Annotated in this window: 23 protein-coding genes; 3 read left to right on the top strand and 20 right to left on the bottom strand. The window is 42.0% G+C overall.

The window, feature by feature from the left end:
* Nucleotides 1-53: 53 nt before the first annotated feature.
* The 4 genes from METTI_RS11675 to METTI_RS11690 form a co-directional block, all read right to left on the bottom strand.
* Nucleotides 54-1,055 carry a class I SAM-dependent methyltransferase gene (locus METTI_RS11675; RefSeq protein ID WP_023846026.1) on the bottom strand — a complete coding sequence of 334 codons (1,002 nt, stop codon included), beginning with the start codon at nucleotides 1,053-1,055 and terminating at the stop codon, nucleotides 54-56.
* A gap of 1 nt (nucleotide 1,056) precedes the next feature.
* Nucleotides 1,057-1,668: a LysE family transporter gene (locus METTI_RS11680; RefSeq protein ID WP_023846027.1), complete on the bottom strand. Its 612-nt coding sequence runs from the start codon at nucleotides 1,666-1,668 to the stop codon at nucleotides 1,057-1,059.
* 113 nt (nucleotides 1,669-1,781) lie between these two features.
* Nucleotides 1,782-2,795 (bottom strand): transcription initiation factor IIB, encoded by a 1,014-nt coding sequence (locus METTI_RS11685; RefSeq protein ID WP_023846028.1) that lies wholly within the window; start codon nucleotides 2,793-2,795, stop codon nucleotides 1,782-1,784.
* Nucleotides 2,796-2,900: 105 nt separating this feature from the next.
* Nucleotides 2,901-3,161, bottom strand: coding sequence for an H/ACA ribonucleoprotein complex subunit GAR1 (locus METTI_RS11690; protein ID WP_023846029.1), 261 nt, complete (start codon nucleotides 3,159-3,161; stop codon nucleotides 2,901-2,903).
* 342 nt (nucleotides 3,162-3,503) lie between these two features.
* On the opposite strand from METTI_RS11690, the gene ppdK reads away from it, so the two are divergent.
* On the top strand, nucleotides 3,504-6,161 hold the full coding sequence (gene ppdK / locus METTI_RS11695) for a pyruvate, phosphate dikinase (protein WP_023846030.1): 2,658 nt from the start codon (nucleotides 3,504-3,506) through the stop codon (nucleotides 6,159-6,161).
* Nucleotides 6,162-6,304: 143 nt separating this feature from the next.
* Here ppdK and METTI_RS11700 read toward each other — a convergent pair whose 3' ends face one another.
* The 15 genes from METTI_RS11700 to serA all read right to left on the bottom strand — a co-directional run bounded on the left by METTI_RS11700 (nucleotide 6,305) and on the right by serA (nucleotide 17,773).
* Nucleotides 6,305-7,273, bottom strand: a complete 969-nt coding sequence (locus METTI_RS11700) for a polyprenyl synthetase family protein (protein ID WP_023846031.1) — start codon at nucleotides 7,271-7,273, stop codon at nucleotides 6,305-6,307.
* Between the two features lie 19 nt (nucleotides 7,274-7,292).
* Nucleotides 7,293-8,639 carry an RNase J family beta-CASP ribonuclease gene (locus METTI_RS11705; RefSeq protein WP_023846032.1) on the bottom strand — a complete coding sequence of 449 codons (1,347 nt, stop codon included), beginning with the start codon at nucleotides 8,637-8,639 and terminating at the stop codon, nucleotides 7,293-7,295.
* 62 nt (nucleotides 8,640-8,701) lie between these two features.
* The gene (gene fni / locus METTI_RS11710; protein ID WP_023846033.1) at nucleotides 8,702-9,805 is read right to left on the bottom strand and encodes a type 2 isopentenyl-diphosphate Delta-isomerase; all 1,104 of its coding nucleotides are present in this window, start codon (nucleotides 9,803-9,805) and stop codon (nucleotides 8,702-8,704) included.
* 38 nt (nucleotides 9,806-9,843) lie between these two features.
* The gene (locus METTI_RS11715; protein ID WP_023846034.1) at nucleotides 9,844-10,620 is read right to left on the bottom strand and encodes an isopentenyl phosphate kinase; all 777 of its coding nucleotides are present in this window, start codon (nucleotides 10,618-10,620) and stop codon (nucleotides 9,844-9,846) included.
* Nucleotides 10,613-11,536 (bottom strand): mevalonate kinase, encoded by a 924-nt coding sequence (locus tag METTI_RS11720; protein ID WP_023846035.1) that lies wholly within the window; start codon nucleotides 11,534-11,536, stop codon nucleotides 10,613-10,615. The genes METTI_RS11715 and METTI_RS11720 overlap by 8 nt, the downstream gene beginning before the upstream one ends.
* A 61-nt stretch (nucleotides 11,537-11,597) precedes the next feature.
* Nucleotides 11,598-12,395, bottom strand: coding sequence for an MEMO1 family protein (locus METTI_RS11725; protein WP_023846036.1), 798 nt, complete (start codon nucleotides 12,393-12,395; stop codon nucleotides 11,598-11,600).
* Nucleotides 12,396-12,467: 72 nt separating this feature from the next.
* Nucleotides 12,468-13,124 carry a 30S ribosomal protein S2 gene (gene rpsB, locus METTI_RS11730; RefSeq protein WP_023846037.1) on the bottom strand — a complete coding sequence of 219 codons (657 nt, stop codon included), beginning with the start codon at nucleotides 13,122-13,124 and terminating at the stop codon, nucleotides 12,468-12,470.
* A gap of 25 nt (nucleotides 13,125-13,149) precedes the next feature.
* Entirely contained in the window at nucleotides 13,150-13,326 is a 177-nt protein-coding gene (locus METTI_RS11735) for a DNA-directed RNA polymerase subunit K (protein WP_023846038.1), read from the bottom strand.
* Between the two features lie 304 nt (nucleotides 13,327-13,630).
* Nucleotides 13,631-13,819: a DNA-directed RNA polymerase subunit N gene (locus METTI_RS11745; protein WP_023846039.1), complete on the bottom strand. Its 189-nt coding sequence runs from the start codon at nucleotides 13,817-13,819 to the stop codon at nucleotides 13,631-13,633.
* An 8-nt stretch (nucleotides 13,820-13,827) separates the two neighbouring features.
* The gene (locus METTI_RS11750) at nucleotides 13,828-14,232 is read right to left on the bottom strand and encodes a 30S ribosomal protein S9 (protein WP_023846040.1); all 405 of its coding nucleotides are present in this window, start codon (nucleotides 14,230-14,232) and stop codon (nucleotides 13,828-13,830) included.
* Nucleotides 14,233-14,249: 17 nt separating this feature from the next.
* Complete coding sequence (locus tag METTI_RS11755) at nucleotides 14,250-14,669, bottom strand: 50S ribosomal protein L13 (RefSeq protein WP_023846041.1); 420 nt, start codon at nucleotides 14,667-14,669, stop codon at nucleotides 14,250-14,252.
* A 9-nt stretch (nucleotides 14,670-14,678) separates the two neighbouring features.
* Nucleotides 14,679-15,059, bottom strand: a complete 381-nt coding sequence (locus METTI_RS11760) for a 50S ribosomal protein L18e (RefSeq protein ID WP_023846042.1) — start codon at nucleotides 15,057-15,059, stop codon at nucleotides 14,679-14,681.
* A 133-nt stretch (nucleotides 15,060-15,192) separates the two neighbouring features.
* The gene (locus tag METTI_RS11765) at nucleotides 15,193-15,669 is read right to left on the bottom strand and encodes a DUF2240 family protein (RefSeq protein WP_023846043.1); all 477 of its coding nucleotides are present in this window, start codon (nucleotides 15,667-15,669) and stop codon (nucleotides 15,193-15,195) included.
* Nucleotides 15,669-16,151 carry a hypothetical protein gene (locus METTI_RS11770; RefSeq protein ID WP_023846044.1) on the bottom strand — a complete coding sequence of 161 codons (483 nt, stop codon included), beginning with the start codon at nucleotides 16,149-16,151 and terminating at the stop codon, nucleotides 15,669-15,671. Before METTI_RS11770 ends, METTI_RS11765 begins: the two co-directional genes overlap by 1 nt.
* 50 nt (nucleotides 16,152-16,201) lie before the next feature.
* Entirely contained in the window at nucleotides 16,202-17,773 is a 1,572-nt protein-coding gene (serA, locus tag METTI_RS11775; RefSeq protein ID WP_023846045.1) for a phosphoglycerate dehydrogenase, read from the bottom strand.
* 453 nt (nucleotides 17,774-18,226) lie between these two features.
* Between serA and METTI_RS15270 the strand changes: the two genes are divergently transcribed.
* Nucleotides 18,227-20,617: an ATP-binding protein gene (locus METTI_RS15270; RefSeq protein WP_023846046.1), complete on the top strand. Its 2,391-nt coding sequence runs from the start codon at nucleotides 18,227-18,229 to the stop codon at nucleotides 20,615-20,617.
* 4 nt (nucleotides 20,618-20,621) lie between these two features.
* On the opposite strand, the gene alaXM is transcribed toward METTI_RS15270, so the two are convergent.
* Nucleotides 20,622-21,335 carry an alanyl-tRNA editing protein AlaXM gene (gene alaXM / locus METTI_RS11785; protein ID WP_023846047.1) on the bottom strand — a complete coding sequence of 238 codons (714 nt, stop codon included), beginning with the start codon at nucleotides 21,333-21,335 and terminating at the stop codon, nucleotides 20,622-20,624.
* 97 nt (nucleotides 21,336-21,432) lie between these two features.
* On the opposite strand from alaXM, the gene METTI_RS11790 reads away from it, so the two are divergent.
* On the top strand, nucleotides 21,433-22,731 hold the full coding sequence (locus METTI_RS11790; protein ID WP_023846048.1) for an MFS transporter: 1,299 nt from the start codon (nucleotides 21,433-21,435) through the stop codon (nucleotides 22,729-22,731).
* The last annotated feature ends 25 nt before the right edge of the window (nucleotides 22,732-22,756 follow it).

Here is a 22,756-nt window from a genome sequence, read left to right on the forward strand (position 1 = left end):
GTATAATTCTATATAATGATTTAATAATTTCGCTTAAGCTTTACTAATATCAGCTAGAGCACTCTCACTTCAATGCAGACATTGAACTGGTGTGGAGCATAGGACCGGACGACTCGTGACTCTACAAGTTCAGTAGTTCTTCCTGCTCTTTTTGCTGCTTCATCGATAAGTTTCAGGGAACTCTCAAAAAGGTCGTCCTCTGGAGTAATATCGTAATAGTGAATAATACCGTTTGTAGCACAAAGTTTCACAGCAGCATCAAGGAAATCATTAGCATTATGGGGCAGGTTCATAATCACATGATCTGCAATACCGGCATATTTTTCAGCTTCAAGGTTCGCATCGCCTTCTATAGCTTCCACGTTTGGAACTGAATTGAGTTCAACATTGTGGCGCAGGAACTCAACAGCATACGGGTTTTTGTCAATTGCAATCACGCGAATGTTAGGGCTTTTCCTAGCGAACATAATGCTATATGGGCCAACACCTGCGAACATGTCTACAACGGTTTCGCCTTCTTTAACTTGGTCAAGGATGCGTGAACGCTCGGTTGCAAGGCGTGGTGTGAAGTAAGCTCTTTCAAGATCGATGTAAAATCGTGAACCGTATTCCTTGTGAATTGTTGATGTCCTCTCCTCCCCTGCAACAGTCCTGAACCTGCGGGTTCTGAACTCTCCCTCAACAGGACTCTGGGCTGCAAGTACGGTCTTGACGTTTTTCTTCACTTTCATTATGGCATCTGCCACTTTCTCAGGTTCAGCAACGTCATCCTCAATAAGCGCAATATCTCCGACTATTTCAAAGTGAGGTATAACGTCCAGCAGTTCTTCAAATTTAAGCTGGCCTTTCTGCTCCTCAAACTCATGCTCGGTAAGTTCAAACTCTCCGGGTAATTCCTTTAGCTCTACTTCTTCTGGTTTTCGTGTGAGTGGAAGCAAAAGGTAATCTTCTTTTGAACTAATTCGTGCGGAATTGTCCAGCAGGTCCATTTCCAGCAGTAACCTGCGTATTGGCTCGCCTTTTTTCTTCAGAACTTTAATGCAACTTCTATTCATATTATGTACCTATGATAAACCATGATCCAAACAGGACAAGGAACAGTCCGCAAGATAGCAGTACCCTTTCATAAATCTTTGGTGACATGAGTTTCTTTCCCTTGCTGAAAGATGCGGAAACAACAGTGAAATATCCAAGGTCAGCGAGCCAGTGTCCTGCCATAAACATCACAGCTGCTATCAGACCGATCTCCATTCCCCGGAGCACAAGTGCACTTCCCGCTGCCAGCCACCATATCCAGAAATAAGGATTTGATGCTGATGTGACAACTCCTGCAAGTACAGGTTTAGAGGTGCCTTTGTCGTGCTCATGCATGGAGTCTGCTGCACCTTTTGCACTTCTCATTGTCATCAGGCCAAATATCACAAGGGTGGCTCCACCAAGTAATGATATTGCCATTACAGTGCTGTCACTCACTGCTGTAATACCGTAGATTATCAGAATGCATACCATGAACTCAAGGATTGCATGACCTACAAAGATTTCGGGACCTGCTTTCCATCCTCTTTTCAGGGATGTATCTATTGTCACAAAAAGCATGGGTCCTGGTACAAGTGCACCTGTAAGTCCCAGGACAAATCCTATTGTCAGCATTTCCAGCAGTTCTAACATAGTCTACACTGCTTAAGTCAGTTAAATGTTAAAAAAGATTTGTAAAAAAGTGTATGTAACAAAGGAAGAGGTTGTACAGTCTTCCTCTGTCGACTATCAAATTATTATTTGTTTTAGAGAATAATTTCTATGTCAAGCTCTTCGGCAAGTTCCTTGTACCTGTTACGGATAGTGACTTCTGTCACACCTGCAACATCAGCGACTTCACGCTGAGTACGGCGCTCGCCACAAAGGATTGAAGCAATGTAAATTGCTGCTGCTGCCACGCCAGTTGGGCCACGGCCACTGGTAAGTTCCTTTTCGGAAGCCTGCCTGAGAATCTCCACACCCCTGGACTGTACTTCACCTTTGAGGTTAAGTCCTGAACAGAACCTTGGTACATAGTCTATTGGTGAGGTTGGCATAAGTTTCAGTGAAAGCTCTCTTGAGATGAAACGGTATGTTCTTCCAATCTCTTTCCTGCTTACTCTTGATACTTCTCCTATCTCGTCAAGCGTTCTTGGAACACTGCACTGACGGCATGCTGCATAAAGTGCTGCTGCTGCAACACCTTCAATACTTCTTCCACGGATGAGGTTCTTGTCAACTGCCTTTCTGTAAACTACAGCAGCAGTCTCACGAACAGTTCTTGGCAGACCAAGAGCTGATGCCATACGGTCAAGTTCGGACAGAGCAAACGCAAGGTTCCTTTCCGTAGCGTTACTTACCCTTATCCTACGTTGCCATTTTCTCAACCTGTAAAGCTGTGCCCTGTTCTTTGATGAAATGGATTTACCGTATGAGTCACGATTTCTCCAGTCGATCATTGTGGACAGACCTTTGTCGTGGATGGTGTAGGTCATTGGTGCACCCACACGGGAACGTTTCATCCTCTGGTCATGATCGAAAGCACGCCATTCAGGTCCTTCGTCAACAAATTCTGCGTCAACTACAAGTCCACAGTCAGAACACACGAGTTCAGCTCTCTCGTAGTCCTGTACGAGGTTGCGGCTGCCACACTCAGGACACTGAACTTTTGCTTTTTCGACTTCAGCACTCTTATCTTTCTCTTTACGTGCTTTAATCATTGCACGTATCTTCTCCCTTTCGGAAGTATCGGAATATCGTACCCTTTCTACTTCGACCATTCATTTCACCTTTAAATAATCTCTCATGAAAATATATTTGATATGTGTATCCTCAATCATTCACAGCTCACAGCATAAGTAATATATCATATAACCTGCAATCCTTCATTGAACGTATACTCGTTCATTTACAAGTCGTTCCAATCCGGAAGCTACAATTCGCTTGTCAGGCTTCAGAGTAAAATAAGGCTGATCCACTGGACCAAATATGCAGGAAACCTTTCCGATGGGTTTTATGGATTTGTCAAGAACAAAAGAGTTTATTCGCGGCAAGTCCTTCATTGACCCGGAAAACTGTTTTTCATCGCCTCTGACGACGATTTCATTCTGCTTAGAAATATGCAGGATCTGACCTAATCTTTTCATATGCTTTCGTTTATTGTATTTAGGTTTTTGTACTATATGTTCTATTCATAGTATATAAAGATATCGTAAGCATTTTAATATCAGTTTTTTTAGTACAAAAACATATCTATAATCCTCCAGATTATGCCTGAACAGAGTCAATATGCTCCTGATACAGGATTTTGATCATAGTTTGTGTTTAATGACTCCAATGTCGTTTTTATGTTCTCGTTTAAATAATTATGTGATGACTATGTCACTTAATCGCAGACCACAACCTTAAAGTTGTAAAAGAACAATTGGGGCATCGACTTAATAATAGTAATGAATGTCCATCATATTCTTATGCATGGAGGAAATTCGGTGGCAGATAACAAATTCGTATATTTTTTCGGAAACGAAGAAACTGAAGGTAAAAATAGTATGAAAGATCTGCTGGGTGGCAAAGGGGCTAACCTGGCAGAGATGGCCAATCTGGGAATCCCTGTCCCTCCAGGATTTACTATAACAACAGAAGTTTGTTTACTTTATCTTGAAAAAGGGGTTTATCCTGAAGAGGTTATAGACCAGATAAACAAAGCAATAATAAAGCTCGAAAAGGCAACTGGCAAGAAATTTGGGGACAACGAGAATCCTTTACTTCTATCTGTCAGATCCGGTGCAAGAGTATCCATGCCAGGAATGATGGACACTGTTCTGAACCTTGGTTTAAATGATGATACCGTCACAGCCCTGTCTAAGAAGACAGGTAATGAAAGGTTTGCCTATGACAGTTACCGCAGGTTCCTCACCATGTTTGGTGATGTCGTACTTGACATTGAGCATGAGAAATTCGAATCTGCTCTCAGCGCTAAGAAGAAGAACCTTGGTGTTGAACTAGACACTGATCTGAATGCAGCTGCCCTAAATGAACTTGCAGAAGAGTTCAAGGGAATTATCAGGAAGGAAACCGGAAACGATTTTCCACAGGATCCACGCGAGCAGCTTCAGATGGCAATCGATGCGGTTTTCAATTCATGGAACAACCAGCGTGCCATAACTTACAGGCGTCTTAACAACATTCCAGGTGAATGGGGTACAGCCGTTAACGTGCAGTCTATGGTTTACGGTAACATGGGCGAAACATCAGGAACCGGTGTGGCATTTACAAGGGACCCGGCAACCGGGGATAAGCGCTTCTTTGGTGAATATTTAATGAATGCACAGGGGGAGGATGTTGTTGCAGGTATAAGAACTCCGGAACCAATATCCACTCTCAGGGATAACATGCCTGATGCATACGCTCAACTTGAAGAGATCTACATGAAACTGGAAGATCACTTCAAGGACATGCAGGATATCGAATTTACCATTGAGGAAGGCAGATTATACATGCTGCAGACCCGTACTGGTAAAAGAACGGCGGCGGCGGCGTTAAAAATTGCTGTTGAAATGGTCAATGAAGGTCTCATTGACAAACGAACAGCAGTTACAAGAGTCTCCCCCGAACAGATCGATCGTCTTTTACATCCTACAATTGATTCTCAGGCCGAATATGAAGTTGTTGCAACCGGCCTTCCAGCATCCCCCGGCGCTGCTGTGGGTAAAGTCGTTTTCACCGCAGAGCATGCCGAAGAAATGGCAAAAGCCAATGAAAAAGTAATTCTGGTACGTACTGAAACTTCACCAGAGGACATTGGCGGCATGGATGCAGCACAGGGAATCCTTACCGTAAGAGGTGGAATGACCTCACACGCAGCAGTAGTTGCAAGAGGTATGGGTAAGCCATGTGTTGCAGGATGTGGCTCAGTAAACATCGATATGGCAAGCTGTTCATTCTCTGTTTGTGATGTCACAATCAACGAAGGGGACTATGTGACCATTGACGGAAGTACAGGTGGTCTCATTCTCGGTGAGGTTGAGCTTGTAACTCCTGGTGTAAGCGGTGAACTTGATACGCTTCTTGCATGGGCAGATGAGGTAAGGGAAATGGGTGTCAGAACAAATGCGGACACACCTCATGACGCTCAGGTAGCAAGAGACTTCGGTGCAGAAGGTATCGGTCTTTGCAGGACAGAGCACATGTTCTTTGGAGAAGACCGTATTCCTGCAGTAAGGGAAATGATCCTTGCAGAAGATACAGAAACCAGGAAAGCAGCTCTTGAAAAGCTCCTTCCAATGCAGAAAGAGGACTTTATTGGAATCTTTAAGGTTATGGAAGGTTTCCCGGTCACAATCCGTCTTCTTGACCCACCACTTCACGAGTTCCTTCCAAAACATGATGAGATTGCAGAGAAACTTGCATCCCTTGAAACAGAAGGTGCAAGTGAATCAGAGATCGAGCGTATTCACAAGATTCTGGAACGTGTAGAGTCCATGGAAGAGACAAACCCTATGCTGGGACATCGTGGATGCCGTCTTGGAATCACCTATCCTGAAATTTATGCAATGCAGGTCAAAGCAATTATTGAGGCAGCATGTGAGCTTAAAGCAGGCGGAATGGATATAGTTCCTGAAATTATGATTCCACTTATTTCACATGTAAATGAACTCAGTTCCACAAAGAAAGACCTTGTGGAAGTTGCAGAATCTGTAATGACTGAAAAAGGCTGCAAACTTGAGTACATGGTAGGTACCATGATAGAGCTTCCAAGGGCAGCACTCACAGCAGACAAGATTGCACAGGAAGCAGAATTCTTTTCATTCGGAACTAATGATCTCACTCAGACTACATTTGGTTTCAGCAGGGATGATGCAGGCAAGTTCCTTCCGTTCTACATTGAGAACTCCATTCTTCCAGGCGATCCATTCGCAGTCCTTGATCAGGAAGGCGTTGGTGAACTTGTGAAAATAGGTATTGAGAAAGGGCGTTCCACAAGACCTGATATTAAAATTGGAATCTGTGGTGAACATGGTGGCGAACCAAGTTCTGTTAAGTTCGGATACAACATCGGACTGAACTATGTAAGCTGTTCACCTTTCCGTGTGCCAATTGCAAGACTTGCAGCAGCACAGGCAGTAATTGAAAAGCAGGATAATTAATCCTGATTTCAATTCTCTTTTTTATTTTTGTTTCAATTTCTTATTTTGCTTTTTGCGATTGCTATTATTTTTATCATTATTGTTTTTCCAGACATAGCCACAGCTATGCAAAAAAAATGAGAATAGAAAAAAAGAAGGAAAGATTAGTATGATCTTGTGATCATATAATCTGCAATTGCTTTGAGTATTGTTTTAGATTCAGAATCTTCAACAACGTTAAGAAGTTCCTTGCCCCTTGCAATGTAGTCAAGTGCAAGGTCTCTTACATAATCAATGGAACCCGCTTCCTCAAGCTGGTGCACTGCTTCATTGATTTCTTCTGTTGTAGCTTCTCCCTTGCCGAATATCTTAAGTTCAACACCCTTGTTAAGTGCATGTATGGCAATAAGGGTCTTCTTGCCTTCCATAAGGTCACTGCCTCTTACCTTACCCAGAACTTCTTCAGGAGTAGTCATGTCAATGACATCATCATAGATCTGGAATGCAATACCTATGAGCCTTCCGCATTCATAGAATGCATCTGATACTTCCTCGGGTGCTCCCCCAAGAATTGCTCCTATCTGCATGGAAGCTGCGTAGAGTACACCGGTCTTCTTCTCGATCATCTCAAGGTATTCTTCCTTTGTGACATCGTCACGGTTCTCAAACTCAACATCCATCCACTGACCTTCACAGATATCCCTGCAAGCCTTGGAAAGAATGTCAATACATTTAAGGTTGCGTTCAGGTGCTTCTGCCGGTGCATGGGTAAGTATTTCGAAAGCCTTTGAATAGAGTGTATCACCTGCAAGGATGGCTCCTGCTTCTCCCCATTTTACATGGACTGCCGGCATTCCACGACGAATATCGTCTCTGTCCATGATATCATCATGGACAAGTGTGAAATTGTGGACCAGCTCGACTGCCACTGCTGCAGGAAGAACGGTTTCAAGATCTGAACCAACAGCTTCTGCTGCAAGTATCACTGTTGCAGGGCGCAGTCTTTTACCACCTGCATCAGGGAGATATCTTGCTGCCTTGTAAAGTTCATACGGCTTGTCAATAGGAAGGTATTCCTCTATTCCTTTATCGACATGTGATGAACGTTTTTTAATCTCTTCAATAAGATCCATAAACATCCCTATTTTTATTTTACTCTTCATCTATGTAGAGCTCTTCTCCATTCCTCAGAAGGTGAAGTGTGTCACCGAGCACGTATCCGGCATCCTCTGCCATCTGGATGTACTCGCTGTGCATCTGTATAGTTCCATGTGCAGGGATAACGTGCTCTGGTTTAAGCATCCTGAGAAGTTCCCAGTGATCCTCACGGTATGCGTGCCCTGAAACATGGACATTATCGTAAATCCTGGCTCCGCGCATCTTCAATTTTGTCTCAAGAGCATAGCGGTTTGCCTGTGTCATTGGATTTGGAATAATATTTGCAGAGAAAATAATGCGGTCTCCCCTGTCAATTTTGAAAGGTGTCTCGCCTGCTGCGATTCTTCCAAGCACAGCACCTGGTTCACCCTGATGGCCTGTGACCACTGGAAGGTATTTGTTCTTGCCCTTTTCCATTATCCTTGCAAAAGCTTTGTCTATTTCCCTGCGGTTTCCGTATATTTCGACATTCTCCGGAAGTTCAATGTAACCCATCTGGTGAGCAGTTGCGATATATCTCTCCATGGAACTTCCCATAAGGACCGGGATTCTTCCCATTTCCTGAGCGAACTTGACAATGGAGTTAACACGGGCAACATGTGATGCAAAAGTAGTAACAATCATGCCGACATCGGATTCTTCCGTCTCAAGGAGTACATCTCTGAGCATGGAATGTGCGATCATCTCGGAAGGTGCTTTTCCATTGCGTCCTGCGTTTGTGCTCTCTGTAATCAATGCTATAACACCTTCTTCCCCAAGTTCCTTGAGCCTGTTAAAGTCAGGAGCTTCTCCAAGTGTCGGAGTCCTGTCAAGCTTGAAGTCACATGCATAGACGATTGATCCGCTTACGGTGTGGATTACGAGAAAAATCGTGTCTATTATACTATGCTGTGTGTTAACAAATTCAATGGAAATTTCTTTTGTAATCTCCAGTGATTCACCTGCGTCCAGAGATACGATATTGTTCTTTACTCCGAATTTTCTCTCAGACTCTATCTGATGCTTTATGAGTGTTGTTGTGTATGGGGTTCCGATTATAGGTGCAGTATACCTGTGTGCCAGCTTTGGGATAGCACCAATGTGATCAAGGTGTCCGTGTGTACAGACTATTGCACGTACATTACCGTTCACTTCTTTCATGATGGTATCATCTGGTATGGCTCCCATCTCGATAAGTTCAAGTGAATGCATTTTATCTGTTTCAACATCTTCATGTATCTGAACCCGGTCAAGACGAAGACCCATATCGACGATGATAATATCTTCGTCGATCCTGATGGCAGTCATGTTACGGCCCATTTCATTGTATCCGCCGACTGCAATAATTCCTATTTCTGTCATATATATTAACCTCTAATTATTAAATTCAATTTATTTAAATTTTCCCTGTAAATTGATGAATGTTAAACTCTCTGGAAATCCTTGTTAGTTGAGCGCAGAGCAAAGTCCTTTACATTAAAACCACGCAGTTCCAGATACTCGTGTGTCCAGCCACTGATAACTGTCGGTGCAAGATGCAGATCCTTAAGATCCCTGCATCCGCAAAGGAACATTGCAACTTCCATTTCTTTGAGCATATGTTCTATGTTTTTAACTACTGCATCCTTTCCCTGTAAGGCTGGTCCGACAAAAGGAAGGGCAGCACTTGCAACTGAAGCCCCAAGAGCGAGTGATTTTGCAATATCAAGTCCAGTTCTTAAGCCTCCGGTTGCTATTACCGGGAGTGAAACACTACATTCCACTATGCTTGGAACAGTGGGTATTCCGAAATCCCAGAATAATTCTCCAAGCATTTCAGATTCTGTGTCTTTTCTTTCCCTGGCACGATATACTTCTACTCCTGACCAGCTTGTGCCTCCGACACCGCCAACATCAATGGCAGCAACTCCCGCTTCTTTTAGTATGAATGCGTCCTCATGTGAAATGCCTGCACCGGTTTCTTTAATTATGACCGGTACTGCCAGTGAACAAATATCCTTTATTACTTCAAGAGCACCTGATGCGTCCCTGTCACCTTCTGGCTGGATTGCTTCCTGAAGGAAATTCAGGTGAACTGCAATAGCATCCGCATCTATCATTTCTATTATCTTTTCAACACCTTCAACGCCGTATTCTCTTATCTGGGCTGCACCGATGTTACCATAAACAAATGCACTGGGTGCTTTATCCCTTACAATACTGAATGATTCTTCCTGAGATGGATCTTCAATGGCAGCACGCTGACTGCCAACACCTATTCCCAGTCCGAGTTCTTCAACTGCTTCAGCAAGAGCGGCATTAACTGCGGTAGTTTCAGGATGTCCTCCTGTAATGGAGGCTATCATGAAAGGTGCGTTCATTTCCTTTTCCAGAAAACGGATCGATGTATCAATGTCATCCATGTTCATTTCGGGTAGTGCCCTGTGAACAAGCATTACATCATCAAACCCTGCTCCTGTTTTCCTTGATTCTACCGGACTTGCAGCGCATAGTTCTAGATGCTCGATCTTTCTTCTGGATGTGCTCATGATTAATACCTTTATAATATGTATATAAAATGCCTTTTTTATATAGTCCCGGCTCCTATTGCGGTACCAATATTCTTACCACTGAGGAAATCTGATATGTTTCCTGTATTGCCTGCATTAAATATATAAGAAGTGCTGTTTGACTGCTCACTTAGTTCTAAAAGCTCAAGTACTTTTCCCAGCATTCCGCCGGTAACATCGGTGTTAGCAGAACCACTGAGATATGCCTTAATTTCATCAAAATTTTCGTTGTTGATTAGGGGTATTACTCCTCCTTTGTCATCAAGCACACCTTCTTCCGCACTTCCAATTCCGATTCTTGATGCTTTCATCTGTATTGCAAGATACGGAACAATCTGATCACCGGACAGGACCGAAGTCCCAAGGTCGGTGTCCATTACCATGTCGCCATGAAGAACGGGTACAAATCCATTAGCAAGCATTTCCTCTATTTGTTCACGGAACATACTCTTTATGCGGCTGTTGCTTGATATTGCACATGCCATAGGATGTACTGGCAATGCGTTAATTCCTGCAGAGTTTAAGGTTTCAACAACCATTGTGTTGAGTTTCCTTACTGACATGTGTGTAATTATGGAACCTTCGTGGTCAAATTTACCGGTAAGTCCGAAACGTTTGACCTGCGGATGTCCGAATGATCCTGCACCATGTACAATGATAAGTTTTCCTTCAAAACCTGAGATCTCAGCTGCTATTCTTTCTATTTCACTTAATCTTGCAGTACCATCATCAGCACTTTTATCTGTGATGACACTACCGCCTATCTTCAGGATAGTAATATTATTGTTATCCATGCAATGACTCCAATCGCACGCCTTCTTTTGTATTGTTTGTAATTATGGCTTCTCCGCCGGCATTCTCAATTGCTCTTGCGATATCTTCCGCATTATTTTCTCCGGCAAGTGCAACCATGCACCCTCCTCCGCCGGCACCTGTTATTTTGGCACTGATGGCACCACTTCCACGGGCAGCATATACCAGTGAGGATAACTCTGCACTTCCAACACCAATGGCATCCAGAAGCCCTTGATTTATATTCATGAGTTTTCCAATAGTTTTGTAGTCGCCTTCAGATACCAGTTTTTCAGCCAGTATGGACATCTGTCCTATATTGTAAAGTATTGGTTCAATAACAGAAGGGAAATCGCTGCGTAGTTTTGCAACATTGCCTACAAGTTCTTTTGTAGAAGAAAATTTGTGGGTGTTACCTACAACAATAGGACAATTGATAAGATCCAGTTTTTTCCTCTGTGGAATCATTACAACGCCGCCCATGGTACTGACGTATGTATCAGTAGGACTTGCATTGCCCTGAACCATTTTTTCAATTTCATGTGCTGTTTTTGCTATGCCTTCAAGGGAAAGACCGCATTCATAAAGATGATTCAATGCCTGGATACTTGCAACAGTGACTGCTGCAGATGATCCCAGGCCCGATCCTACTGGAAGTTCTGATTCTATAATTATCCGTACACCTTTTATATCTGCAAACCTGCGCATTTTTTCGATGACATAAGAAACATAAGGATGGGTATCATGGTCAAGTCCAGTTCGTCCCAGAATAGATTCTATAATTATTTCATTTTCATCAGATTTTTCCACACTTACTTTTGTGCGAAGCTCAACAGCGCAGCAGATCGCGCTTTCTCCATATACTACTGCGTGTTCACCAAAAAGATAAACTTTTCCGGGTGCTGAGCATGTGATCATAGGTTTCCTGATCCTTTATTTACTGTTATGATCTAGTTTATGAATACAAGCCTTGACAACCTTATTCAATAGTGATTGCTGCGTATCCGACAACTCTTGATGTATCCCCGCTTACATCACCGCTGGTTGCATATTTGATAAGTGAGGCTTTGCTTGCACCCAGCTCTTTTGTAGCTGCAAGCATGGACGCTATCGGTCCAAACCCACATGCAGAAATACTCCTTTCTTCCCTGCGCCTATAAAACTCAGGAATATCCATATCCAGTATGGCTTCTATCAGGTAAGTGTCCTGTTCTTTTGCAACAGAATCCGGCTGATAGTGTGTAAAGTCACTGGATGCTATAAAAACCACTTTCTTTCCGGTAGCTTTTACTGCACGGGCAACTTCTACTCCTACTTCCATTGCAGTTTCTTCGTCCTGAAGTCCCATGCATATTGGAAGTATTGAAAAGTCATTGCCAAAACGATATTGCAAAAATGGTATCTGCACTTCTATGGAATGCTCAAAATGATGTGCAAGCTCATCAAAGTCTATTATGGATCCGGCTAGCTGCTTTCCTATTTCCCTGTCTGTTTCGATAACTCCAAGGGGAGTTGTCCAACTGTCCTGGGAAAGAGCTACTGCAGACCCATATCCTGTATGATTCGGACCAAACAGGATGTATGTATCTGCTTTTGGAAGCCGGGCATATGCATGCGCTGCCACTTCTCCGGAATAGATATATCCGGCGTGAGGTACGACAGCACCAAGGATGGGCTCCTCTGAGATGGCCACATCCTTAAAGCATCTGCTAAGTTCCTTTTTCAGACTCTTCGGATTTTGCGGGTAGAATTGACCGGCAACGGTTGTTTGTCTCATACTACTGATCACCCTATATTATTCTATAAGGGTTTTTGATTATATGTAGTATGCTTTTAACAAGTTGTCAGTTCAGACTCCTGCTTCAAAGTCTTCAAGTTCATAAGTGAACATTGAGTCATTGGACTTTGCAATCTCTCTTGCAAGCAGCCAGTAAACAAGGGAAAGTGCCTTTCTACCCTTGTTGTTTGTTGGGATTACAAGGTCAACGTTTGATGTCATGTTGTTAGTGTCACAGAGTGCGACAACAGGAATTCCTACATTTACAGTTTCCTTGATTACCTGTGCGTCACCGGTTGGGTCGGTTACGATTACTACATCAGGTTCGTAGAAGTTTTCGACCTTAGGGTTTGTAAGTGTTCCTGGTATGAATCTTCCTACCATTGACTTCGCACCGATTGCTTTTGCGAACATCTTTGCAGGGAACTGGCCATACTGTCTTGCGGAAACCACAAGTATTCTCTGTGGGTCGTAATTTGCAAGGAATGCAGCTGCAAGCTTTATTCTCTCGTCGGTTGCCTGAATATCAAGTACGTAAAGACCATCTGTTCTGACACGGTACACGAATTTCATCATGTTCTCGGTCTTCTGCTGGGTACCGATGTGTACGCCTGCTGCAAGGTACTCGTCTATAGGTACAAGGGAAGTTGTTTTCGCTTCCTCTCCTGCCTCGGTTATTGTTTCTTCAGTAGTAACTTCATTAGTTGTAGTTTCTTCAATTGAATCCATAAAATCACCTTAATAAATTTGAAAATTAAATCTCTCTCTTAACAGTAATTGGGATTACCCCAAGTTCGTATTCTCTCTTGGCAAGGAATAATGAGTTCATGCTTGGATCATCGATGAGCACCGGAGCTCCCATTGAAATCTGAAGTGCTCTCGCACCAACGATTCTTGCCTTTTCATACCTGGTGTAGTGTTCAGTAGTCAATAGATCACCTGATCAAAATACATATAGAAATATCAACAGCCCATTTATAGATAGCTACCCCTATTGCTTCCAAAAAGTGTTCCTGTATGAATAGCCATTAATGCGGTCAATGATAACCCTGATAAATAAATTTTATTCGGAATCCCTCCGAATGTGGTCATATATTGTTTCAGATCAAACCAGTATGGTTTATTGAAGGGCATGGACCACTGAGATTTTTTCTCAGTTTCCGACGTATTTTTGCGTAGCAAATACATGTGTCCCATACGTCGTATGATGGTCCAGGCAACCTTGTGGTCCCCTCTTACTGGTATGGGGCAAGTGTATCTACTAGCTCGACGTGTGAAAGGATCATCCTTCTGCAGCAGTAACGAACAACACCAAGGTCATCCAGTACAGCAGCCGCGTCTTCACCTTCAGCAACACGCTGTTTGTATTCTTCCCAAACGTTTGAGACAACTTTTCCACAGCTGAAACATCGAACTGGTAACATCTTTTCGCCTACCTGTATGATTTCTGATATTTGGCACGTGCACCTGGTCCACCAAACTTCTTGGTTTCCTTCTGCCTGGAGTCGTTTACCAGGAGATTACGGTCGTATGCCATGTAAGTATCTCTGAGGGCTGTATCATTGGTCCAGTCTACAATGCCTCTTGCAATTGCAGTTCTTGCAGCACTTGCCTGACCGATAATTCCGCCGCCTTTTACTATTACATCTATGTCCACGCTTTCAGCAGTCTCGCCTGCAAGCATAACCGCTTCTGTGATCTTGAGTTTTGCAAATTCCGGGTCAAAGATTTCCAGTGGCTTCTTGTTGATGCGCACCTTTCCGGTTCCCTTCTTCACTGTTGCGCGTGCAATAGCTGTCTTCTTTTTACCTGATGAGGTTATAACTTTAGTAGTCATTATGATCTTCCTCCTTCTTAGAACTTAGCACCGAGTTTCTTACTGAGGTCGCCGAGTTTGAGGTACTTGTTTGAACTGAGACGGTCCATGTTTGCCTCTTCAATCTTTATACATTCCTTGTTTTCGAGTTCCACTGGAATGCCAACGTATACCTTAAGGTTAGCCATTGCTGCTCTTCCCCTTGCACGTTTGTAAGGGAGCATACCTCTTACTGTTCTCTTAAGAATGCGGTCTGGTCTCTTTGGGAAATAAGGACCGAATTCAGGCTTTCCTCTTCTCAGTGTTTCATCGTACTCTCTCATTGTGGTGTACTTTGATCCAGAGATTACTGCCTTTTCAGCATTGACGATCTCGACCTTCTCACCAGCAAGCAGCTTTTTTGCAACAGTACTTGCAAGCCTGCCCATAATAAGTCCTTCTGCATCGATAATTGTCATCTTCTTCACCTACTGCAAGATCTTGATACCTGAACCCTTTGGGTTCTCTTCCATGATCTGTTCAATGGTCAGGCATTTGCCACCAACCTCTGCGATCTTGTCCATTGCAGTTGCGCTGAAGTTGTATGCAACAACGGTGACTTCCTTTTCAAGGAGTCCTGCACCAAGTACTTTTCCTGCAATAAGGACAGTTTCTCCATCCTTTGCGTACCTGTTGATCTTACTGAGGTTTACCTGTGCATAATTCTTGCCAGGTTTTTCCAGCCTCTTAGCCACATCTCTCCAGATTGCGACTTCGTTCAGGCGTGACCCTTCCTTCAGTGCTGCAATGAGCACAGGAGTACGAGGGTTTGTCTTTCTTTGGATTTTTACGTTTGTAGTCTTGCTCATAATGTTCCTCCGCAAGAGTTTGTCTCACTCACGCACGATGTGCGTTCGAACATCCGTTAGGTGTCAGTTAAGTAAGAACATAGGGTCTGTAAACTCAGACTGGTGTCTGAATAACATTAATAGTACATAAAGATTATGTGGATTTTTCCCCGGTTCTAAATACTTTATCAAAAACACGGTCATAAATAGAATCAATATTGCATCCAATTTCTCTTGCAACCAGAAGTCCTGCTACCTCTATGTCAACAAGGTCTCCAAGCTCCTCCTGCTTCTTATTGATCATTACTATAGTGTCTTTAGTATTCTTTCCGCAGCTGGCAACGATCATGGCAATAATGTCTTCTATTATTGATCTTTCCTGAAACAAAGAACCAGAAGGTTTGAATCCATGAGGTATCTCTATTTTTGAAATATCAAATGCAGGAATCAGTTCTGCCCCTTCAAACTTTAGTAAGTGTGCCCCTATTGCTTTATCCCTTATTTTAGATGCAGCGTCAGGTGCCATCCATTTCATATCAAAGGACAGCACGAATTCAAAATCCTTAATTGACAGGGATTTTTTATTATTTCTTTTGAAAGGGGTTGCTGCAACAAGCATCAGCTCGTCCATCAGGAACCTCTGCGAAGTTCATCAATAATGGTATCAGCAACTCTGCCGCATTCAGTTCTCTTCGGACCGTCTATGTGATTTATCTGCAGGACAAGCAGTTCATGCTCAAGAATGGCCCTTACAAGATAGATATCTCCCCGGAAAGGTACGCGGTTGTACTTTCCATCAAGGTAGCTGTATCTCAGGTGAATTCTGAAATCCACAATACCTTCAGGGTCAAGTGTATCAAGCACTCCTTCAACAGTATCATAATTGAGAGGCGAGAAGTCTATTCCATTTGCAACAATTTCCACACCTATCTCCCTTTTAGCCTGGATACGGTGTCCTCTCTTGGTTACTGATTCGGTAACGAACATACCGAACTTACCATCCATATTTGCCATCACTTTCACAAAAAAAGGAAGGTCCGAATGGTAGCGGTATTTTTGTTCAAACTCCACAGTCCTGTGCGGAAATCGATGATATATTCGCTTTCGCATCATTTTTAACTGCTACCATCCTTTTAGTTTATAATAATTTCTGGATTCAATTCTTATAATTTGATGAGCTTAGCATCGATAATTCCTTCAACCGCTCTCATCTCTTTCAATATACCCTCAGGTACTTCTGAATCAACATTAAGCACCATTATGGTAGTTCCTCCTATTTCAGCTCTTCCTACCTGCATACCGGATATATTAATGTCATTCTTTCCAAGTACAAGGCAGCATGGTCCGATGACATTTGGTTTGTTAACGTGTTTTGCAACAATCATATGTCCTGCCGGCACAATATCTACATGCTCTCCATTGACAATGATAATCTTTCCTTTACCACCAACAACAGTACCACCAATAGATACTTTCTCATCACCCATAGTGACTTCTATCTTTATTGTGGAGCTGAACTCTTCTGTGGTTTCGGATTTGCTTTCAATAACTTCAACTTTCCTGGACTTGGCAAGGGCGCCTGCGTTCACATAGTTTACTGCAGAACCGAGTGCAACCTGAAGCATTCCTTTAATAGCAGCCACAGTTACAGGTCTTGTATCTTTCTCAGCAATGTCGCCGTTATATGATATTGAAATCTTCTCGTAGTTTTTACCGAGGAGTTGCGCACATGCATTGCTCATTGTCTCAGCAAGCTGGATATAAGGAGCAAGCATTGTCATAAGTTCTGGTTTTACGGAAGGAATGTTAATTGCATTCTTTGCAGTTCCTCCGTTAAGTACAGCCACAACTTCTTCTGCAACGGAAACAGCCACATTTATCTGTGCTTCCTTAGTTGAAGCGCCCAGATGCGGAGTAACTATAATGTTCTTACAGTCAATAAGTGGTCCGTCAAACGGTGGTTCACTGGTGAAAACATCTATTGCTGCACCTGCTATTCTCTCACTGTTAAGAGCTTCTGCAAGAGCTTCTTCATTAATGATACCTCCACGCGCACAATTGATGATTCTTGCGTTGCTTTTCATCATGCCAAATTCTTCAGTATCGATGATATTTCTGGTATCTTTTGTAAGTGGTGTGTGAACTGTAATGAAATCAGCTTCTTTTGCGATTTCCTGAACGGACATCATCTTTACACCCATCTCCTTTGCTCTCTCATCTGAGACAAAAGGATCGTATGCAAGGATATTCATATTCATTCCCTGTGCTCTTTTGGCAACCTCAGCACCAATACGTCCAAGTCCGATTACACCAAGGGTCTTTCCATTGACTTCAACTCCCATGAATTTGCTGCGTTCCCACTTTTTGGATTTGAGGGATGCATCAGCCTGTGGCACATTCCTTGCAAGTGCCATCATCATGGCAATGGTATGCTCTGCGGCAGAAAGCATGTTACCTTCAGGCGCATTGACTACTATTATTCCCTTCTCTGTTGCTGCTTCTACATCAACATTGTCTACACCAACGCCTGCCCTGCCTACTATCTTCATCTTGTCGGCAGCCTCGATGACCTTTCTTGTAACCTGTGTTCCGCTTCTTATGACAAGCGCGTCATATTCCGGTATTTTCTCAACAAGTTCCTCTTCGGAAAGTTTTGTAATAACATCAACTGTGAAATGCTGCTGAAGTATTGTTAATCCCTGTTCTGATAATGGATCACTGACTAGTACTTTCATTTTGTCTATCTCCGCAGATAAGTGCAATAATTATTGCGCATTTTGATTTTATAGGTTTAAAGGACAAATGCAATTATATCTTTTTCTACATAATGTCCTTAAGGTTTTATTTCGTTCAAGTGACCTCAACCTATTTTAACCTACTTTGTAAATGCGCCATTTTACATATACTTGTCTCTTTAAGAATTTAAGTGCGTAATAATATAAAGAAGAATTGTAAAGAAATATGCACTTTGTGACTAAAATCAGTTCAATGTAATTAATGGTCTCTCTTTTTACTCCGTCATATTTTTTATTTGTTACTCACACTGCTTATTTTTTTAATCGGGATTAAATAGGAAGCTATATATAAAATATTCTATATTTGCCTTATGTAAGCCTAAATGCCCTTGAAAAAGAATTAAAGCATGAATTATGCTGAAATGAATTTTTCTTTCTGTAGTAGGAACGTATATGAGAAAAGACGTAAGTATAATCCTGATTTCAATATGTTTCGGTCTGACATTTTTAATTGCAGATACTTACATAGCCCATCTACTCTTTTCCGTGAATATACTGCCTTTTTCAATTGAAGAAAAAGAGACTTTTTATGACTTTTACGTCAGATCCTTTGTATTTCTTGGTTTTCTTCTTTTTGGGATGACAGTTTCAAAAATGGCTCAGAAATGTCATTTTGCAGAAAATGAACTCCTGTCCCAGTTAAGGTTTGAAAACCTTGTTGCAGAGATTTCTTCAAACTTCATTGGAAAGAAATCAGAAGATATTGATAATGCTATTAAGCAGTCACTTAAAAAAATGGCAGACTTTGCAGATGCTGATCGCAGTTATCTAATATTACTGTCCCTGGAACCGGACTCCAATGATACGGTATATCAATGGCACACTAATAATGATGACAATAGAAAAATTTACAATTACCCTGGTCGCGATTTTCCATGGTGGATGGAAAAAATGGCCAGTCCCGAGATTGTCCATATACCCGATACATCTAAATTACCACCTTCTGCCAGTAAGGAAAAAACAGTATTGCAGGAGGAATGCATAGAATCCGTACTTTCCATACCTTTACAGTCAGATGGGAAAATGATTGGTTTTCTTGGATTTGATACCATTGGGCGAAAAAAACAATGGCCACAGAATTATATAAAGCTCATGAGAGTTGTCGGGGATATTTTTATCGACAGTATCGAACGAAAAAAAGCAGAAGAATCTATACTTATGCATCGTGAAAGGCTGTCAAGGGCTCAGGAAATTTCGCATGTGGGAAGCTGGGAGGTAGACATGCGTACAAAGAAACATTTCTGGTCAGACGAAATGTATCACTTAATGGGTTACTCTCCTGATGAAATAAACATTGGAAGAGAACACTATTATGAAAGAATGCACCCGGAAGACAGGGAAGCTTTCACTTCATGCGTAGAACTGGCACTTTCCATACCCGGATACAAATTTGACATTAAAACCAGGTTTATAAAAAAAAATGGAAGCATCTGTATCCTGCATTCTCTTGGTGAAGTTACATGGGACAGTGAAGGTAGGCAAATGCTTTTCCAGGGAACAACCCAGGATATAACAGAAATATCCCTTGCACAGGAAGATTTACAAAGAAAAAACCGCAATCTTGTGATACTCCAGTCCACAGCCATGATAGCTGCAAGCTCAATGGAAATGGAGGATTTCCTCAGGGATATTCTTAAAGAAATAAACTCATACGTTGGATGTTCTGCAGGTTCTGTTTATCTTTTTAATTCCACTGAGCACAGTTTTAATCTATGCTCTTCTACAGGTTTCAGGGATAAGATTGTAGAAAGATTAGATTGCTTAAAGGAAGATGATCCTCTGTTCAAACTGATTCCGGACGCCAAGAAAACATGGATTACGGGAAAAGTTGATGAGATAGAGGGATGCCTGAAATGGATCATCAATTCCGAATGCATCGGCAAACTGGTTTATATCCCTATTATGGCCCGTGAGAACCTTGTAGGTGTTATTTTATTACTGCCTGATCAGGATACTGTTATCTCAAAATCTGATCTTAACATACTGGGTAATGTGGGTCGCCAGATAGGTATAACTGTGGAGAATATACGTCTTCTTAACGAGACTCGCAACGCCTATGAGGAATTGAAATCACTTGATAGGATGAAAGATGAGTTTGTTGCCAATATTACTCATGAACTAAAAACCCCTCTCATATCCATAAAAGGGTATAGTGAAGTAATATATGAGGGTCTTCTGGGTGAGCTGGAAGACAAGCAGAAGCAGTGTATGAAGATTATTGTTTCCAATTCCGAACGTCTGGAAAGGCTGATAGAATCATTACTTAATATGAATTCCCTGTATTTTGAAAAATATCATGTGCTGTCACCTATATACCTGAAAGATGTCATGGAAAATGCAATTACAAGCCTTTCAATGAAAACTGAGGAAAAAGAGATCAGTATCATTAAAGACTGTCCGGCTGACATGCATCTTGTTTACGGAAATTGTGAATTCCTGAAATACCTTTTTGTTTACATTCTCGACAATGCTGTCAAATTCTCTTCAAAAGGGTCTAAAGTCATCATTAAGATAACTGAATCAGAGGCAGATGCTCATATAGCTGTAACTGACCATGGAATAGGTATCCCCGGCTCATGTATGGATAGGATATTTGACAGGTTTTATCAGGTAGACGGGTCAGCCACTCGTATTTATGGCGGAAATGGCCTTGGTCTTTATCTTTCAAAAAATATTGTGGAATTACATTCCGGAGCAATAGAAATTGAAAGTGAAGAAGGAGTGGGGACAACAGTGCACATCACCATTCCCCTGTTCAATCCTGATATCCACGATTCTGAATGAGTTCTCACTCATCTGCAAATTTAAAATATACTCTTCTGTTGTTTTTTCCTTTGTTTTCAGCTTTTATAATTGATATGTGTGGAATATCTCCGGTATTTGCAATGTGTGTTCCTCCGCATGCCTGCACATCAACATCAGGGATGCTGATTATTCTTATTTCTTCAATCTCAGGAGGGAATGCATCCTTGAGTTTGACAACTGAAGGAATGCTGAAAGCTTCTTCGCGTGGCATAATATCAATACTAACAGGGATATTGCGGTCAATAATCTCATTGACTTTGCTTTCGTATGATGCTATCTGCTCGCGGTCAAAGTCTTCCAGATTGAAATCCACACGAGTCTTATCCTCTCCAAGCTGGTTTCCGGTTATCATGGCACCAGTCTCACTATGAATAATTGCGCTAAGAATGTGACACGCAGTATGATACTGCATGAAACGGTATCTTCTGTCCCAGTCAATTATTCCCTTTACCTTATCTCCAGCTTTAAGTCCTGGATTTGAAACCTCATGGCTGATATCTGTTCCAAATTTACCGGCAAAGATTACAGGAAATTCAGTTCCATCTTTCCTGACAAGTTTTCCTGTATCATTCGGCTGTCCGCCGGATTTAGGATAAAATGCAGTCTTATCCAGAACCACAAATTTGTCATCCTTTACACTTTCAACAGTTGCATCAAACTCTTTCAGGTAACAATCAGTAAGGTATAGTTCTTCCATGGATGCATTAAAAGCAACTAATCAAAATTAATTTTTTGCTTTTTCTTTCGGATTACAAAAAAATCATATACTAGCCGCACCCTAAAAATATTAACAAATGCCGGATGAGAATAAAGACAAAATATCTCTGTATCCTCTTCTCATGGTGAATTTTATTGGTACCATGGGGGTAAGTCTAGTTCTTCCCTTCCTTATTTTTCTGGTTGAAAGATTTGGAGGTAATGCTCTGGTATATGGCCTTCTTTCTTCAATGTATCCGTTTTTTCAATTGATAGGTTCGCCTCTTCTTGGTAAATGGTCTGATATTTACGGCAGGAAAAAAGTTCTGTTTGTCAGCCAGGCGGGAACCCTGTTCTCGTGGATATTGTTTTTCATTGCACTTTTTGTGCCGGTAATAATACTGACTAACGTTGACTCGGATCTTCTTGGAAAATTCATGATTACCATACCTCTGCTTATACTCTTTTTTGCAAGAGGTCTGGATGGTCTGACCGGTGGCAACGTTTCCGTGTCAAACGCCTATATTGCCGATATCAGTACTGATAGCGACCGCAGCAGTAATTTCGGCAAACTGTCGGTTTCTACAAATCTTGGTTTTATTCTGGGTCCGGCGCTTGCAGGTCTTTTGAGCGTGACGATATATGGTGAAGCTCTCCCGGTTATGGCTGCAATTTTAATAGCTCTTGCAGGACTGATAATGATAGCGCTGTATATTCCGGAAACACGTAGCAATATGCAGGATACAAACAACAGTAATGTAACTTTCAATCCTGAATCAATTGGTGGGAATAATGTAAGTGAAAATCATAAACAAGGCATCAGGGATGTCTGGAAAATGCAGTCTCTACGCTTGATGTTCATAATTTATTTCCTGCTCTTTCTGGGCTTCAATACCTTTTATACTGCATTCCCTGTCCATGCGGCAAATTATCTTCAATGGAGTATTGCAGAGCTGGGTTTCTTTTTTTCATTCCTGAGTATCGTGCTTGTAATTGTTGAAGGGCCTGTTCTTTCATATGTGTCAAAAAGAGCAAGAGATTCCACTATGATATTCGGGGGTAGTTTTATTCTCGGCCTGAACTTTGTGGTACTGCTATTGGGAAATACCTTCTTCACCTATGTGGCAGCAGTATTACTGGCTCTGGGTAACGGCTTGATGTGGCCTTCCATACAATCAATGCTTGCAAGACTAGCAGGAAAAGATAATCAGGGACTGGTACAGGGAGTTTCAGGCAGTGTAATGAGCTTTGCCGGTATTTTCGGTCTGATAGGTGGAGGTTTTATTTACGAACTTGTAGGAATATGGTCTTTCCTTCTGACGGCAGCCATAATTGCCTGTGTAGTAATTCTGTCCACGCGCCTGCGTTCATTTGATGCACCTGCTATTCAGGAGTAAAATCTTAGAAGAAAAAATAACCTGG

The sequence above is a fragment of the Methanolobus tindarius DSM 2278 genome (assembly GCF_000504205.1).
GTDB classification, from domain to species: Archaea; Halobacteriota; Methanosarcinia; order Methanosarcinales; family Methanosarcinaceae; genus Methanolobus; species Methanolobus tindarius.

Bases quoted from the DNA above. Each gene is read 5' to 3' on its own strand.
- METTI_RS11675 (WP_023846026.1), bottom strand. From the start codon at position 1,055: ATGAATAGAAGTTGCATTAAAGTTCTGAAGAAAAAAGGCGAGCCAATA.
- METTI_RS11680 (WP_023846027.1), bottom strand. From the start codon at position 1,668: ATGTTAGAACTGCTGGAAATGCTGACAATAGGATTTGTCCTGGGACTT.
- METTI_RS11685 (WP_023846028.1), bottom strand. From the start codon at position 2,795: ATGGTCGAAGTAGAAAGGGTACGATATTCCGATACTTCCGAAAGGGAG.
- METTI_RS11690 (WP_023846029.1), bottom strand. From the start codon at position 3,161: ATGAAAAGATTAGGTCAGATCCTGCATATTTCTAAGCAGAATGAAATC.
- METTI_RS11700 (WP_023846031.1), bottom strand. From the start codon at position 7,273: ATGGATCTTATTGAAGAGATTAAAAAACGTTCATCACATGTCGATAAA.
- METTI_RS11705 (WP_023846032.1), bottom strand. From the start codon at position 8,639: ATGACAGAAATAGGAATTATTGCAGTCGGCGGATACAATGAAATGGGC.
- fni (WP_023846033.1), bottom strand. From the start codon at position 9,805: ATGAGCACATCCAGAAGAAAGATCGAGCATCTAGAACTATGCGCTGCA.
- METTI_RS11715 (WP_023846034.1), bottom strand. From the start codon at position 10,620: ATGGATAACAATAATATTACTATCCTGAAGATAGGCGGTAGTGTCATC.
- METTI_RS11720 (WP_023846035.1), bottom strand. From the start codon at position 11,536: ATGATCACATGCTCAGCACCCGGAAAAGTTTATCTTTTTGGTGAACAC.
- METTI_RS11725 (WP_023846036.1), bottom strand. From the start codon at position 12,395: ATGAGACAAACAACCGTTGCCGGTCAATTCTACCCGCAAAATCCGAAG.
- rpsB (WP_023846037.1), bottom strand. From the start codon at position 13,124: ATGGATTCAATTGAAGAAACTACAACTAATGAAGTTACTACTGAAGAA.
- METTI_RS11745 (WP_023846039.1), bottom strand. From the start codon at position 13,819: ATGTTACCAGTTCGATGTTTCAGCTGTGGAAAAGTTGTCTCAAACGTT.
- METTI_RS11750 (WP_023846040.1), bottom strand. From the start codon at position 14,232: ATGACTACTAAAGTTATAACCTCATCAGGTAAAAAGAAGACAGCTATT.
- METTI_RS11755 (WP_023846041.1), bottom strand. From the start codon at position 14,669: ATGACAATTATCGATGCAGAAGGACTTATTATGGGCAGGCTTGCAAGT.
- METTI_RS11760 (WP_023846042.1), bottom strand. From the start codon at position 15,059: ATGAGCAAGACTACAAACGTAAAAATCCAAAGAAAGACAAACCCTCGT.
- METTI_RS11765 (WP_023846043.1), bottom strand. From the start codon at position 15,669: ATGGACGAGCTGATGCTTGTTGCAGCAACCCCTTTCAAAAGAAATAAT.
- METTI_RS11770 (WP_023846044.1), bottom strand. From the start codon at position 16,151: ATGATGCGAAAGCGAATATATCATCGATTTCCGCACAGGACTGTGGAG.
- serA (WP_023846045.1), bottom strand. From the start codon at position 17,773: ATGAAAGTACTAGTCAGTGATCCATTATCAGAACAGGGATTAACAATA.
- METTI_RS15270 (WP_023846046.1), top strand. From the start codon at position 18,227: ATGAGAAAAGACGTAAGTATAATCCTGATTTCAATATGTTTCGGTCTG.
- alaXM (WP_023846047.1), bottom strand. From the start codon at position 21,335: ATGGAAGAACTATACCTTACTGATTGTTACCTGAAAGAGTTTGATGCA.
- METTI_RS11790 (WP_023846048.1), top strand. From the start codon at position 21,433: ATGCCGGATGAGAATAAAGACAAAATATCTCTGTATCCTCTTCTCATG.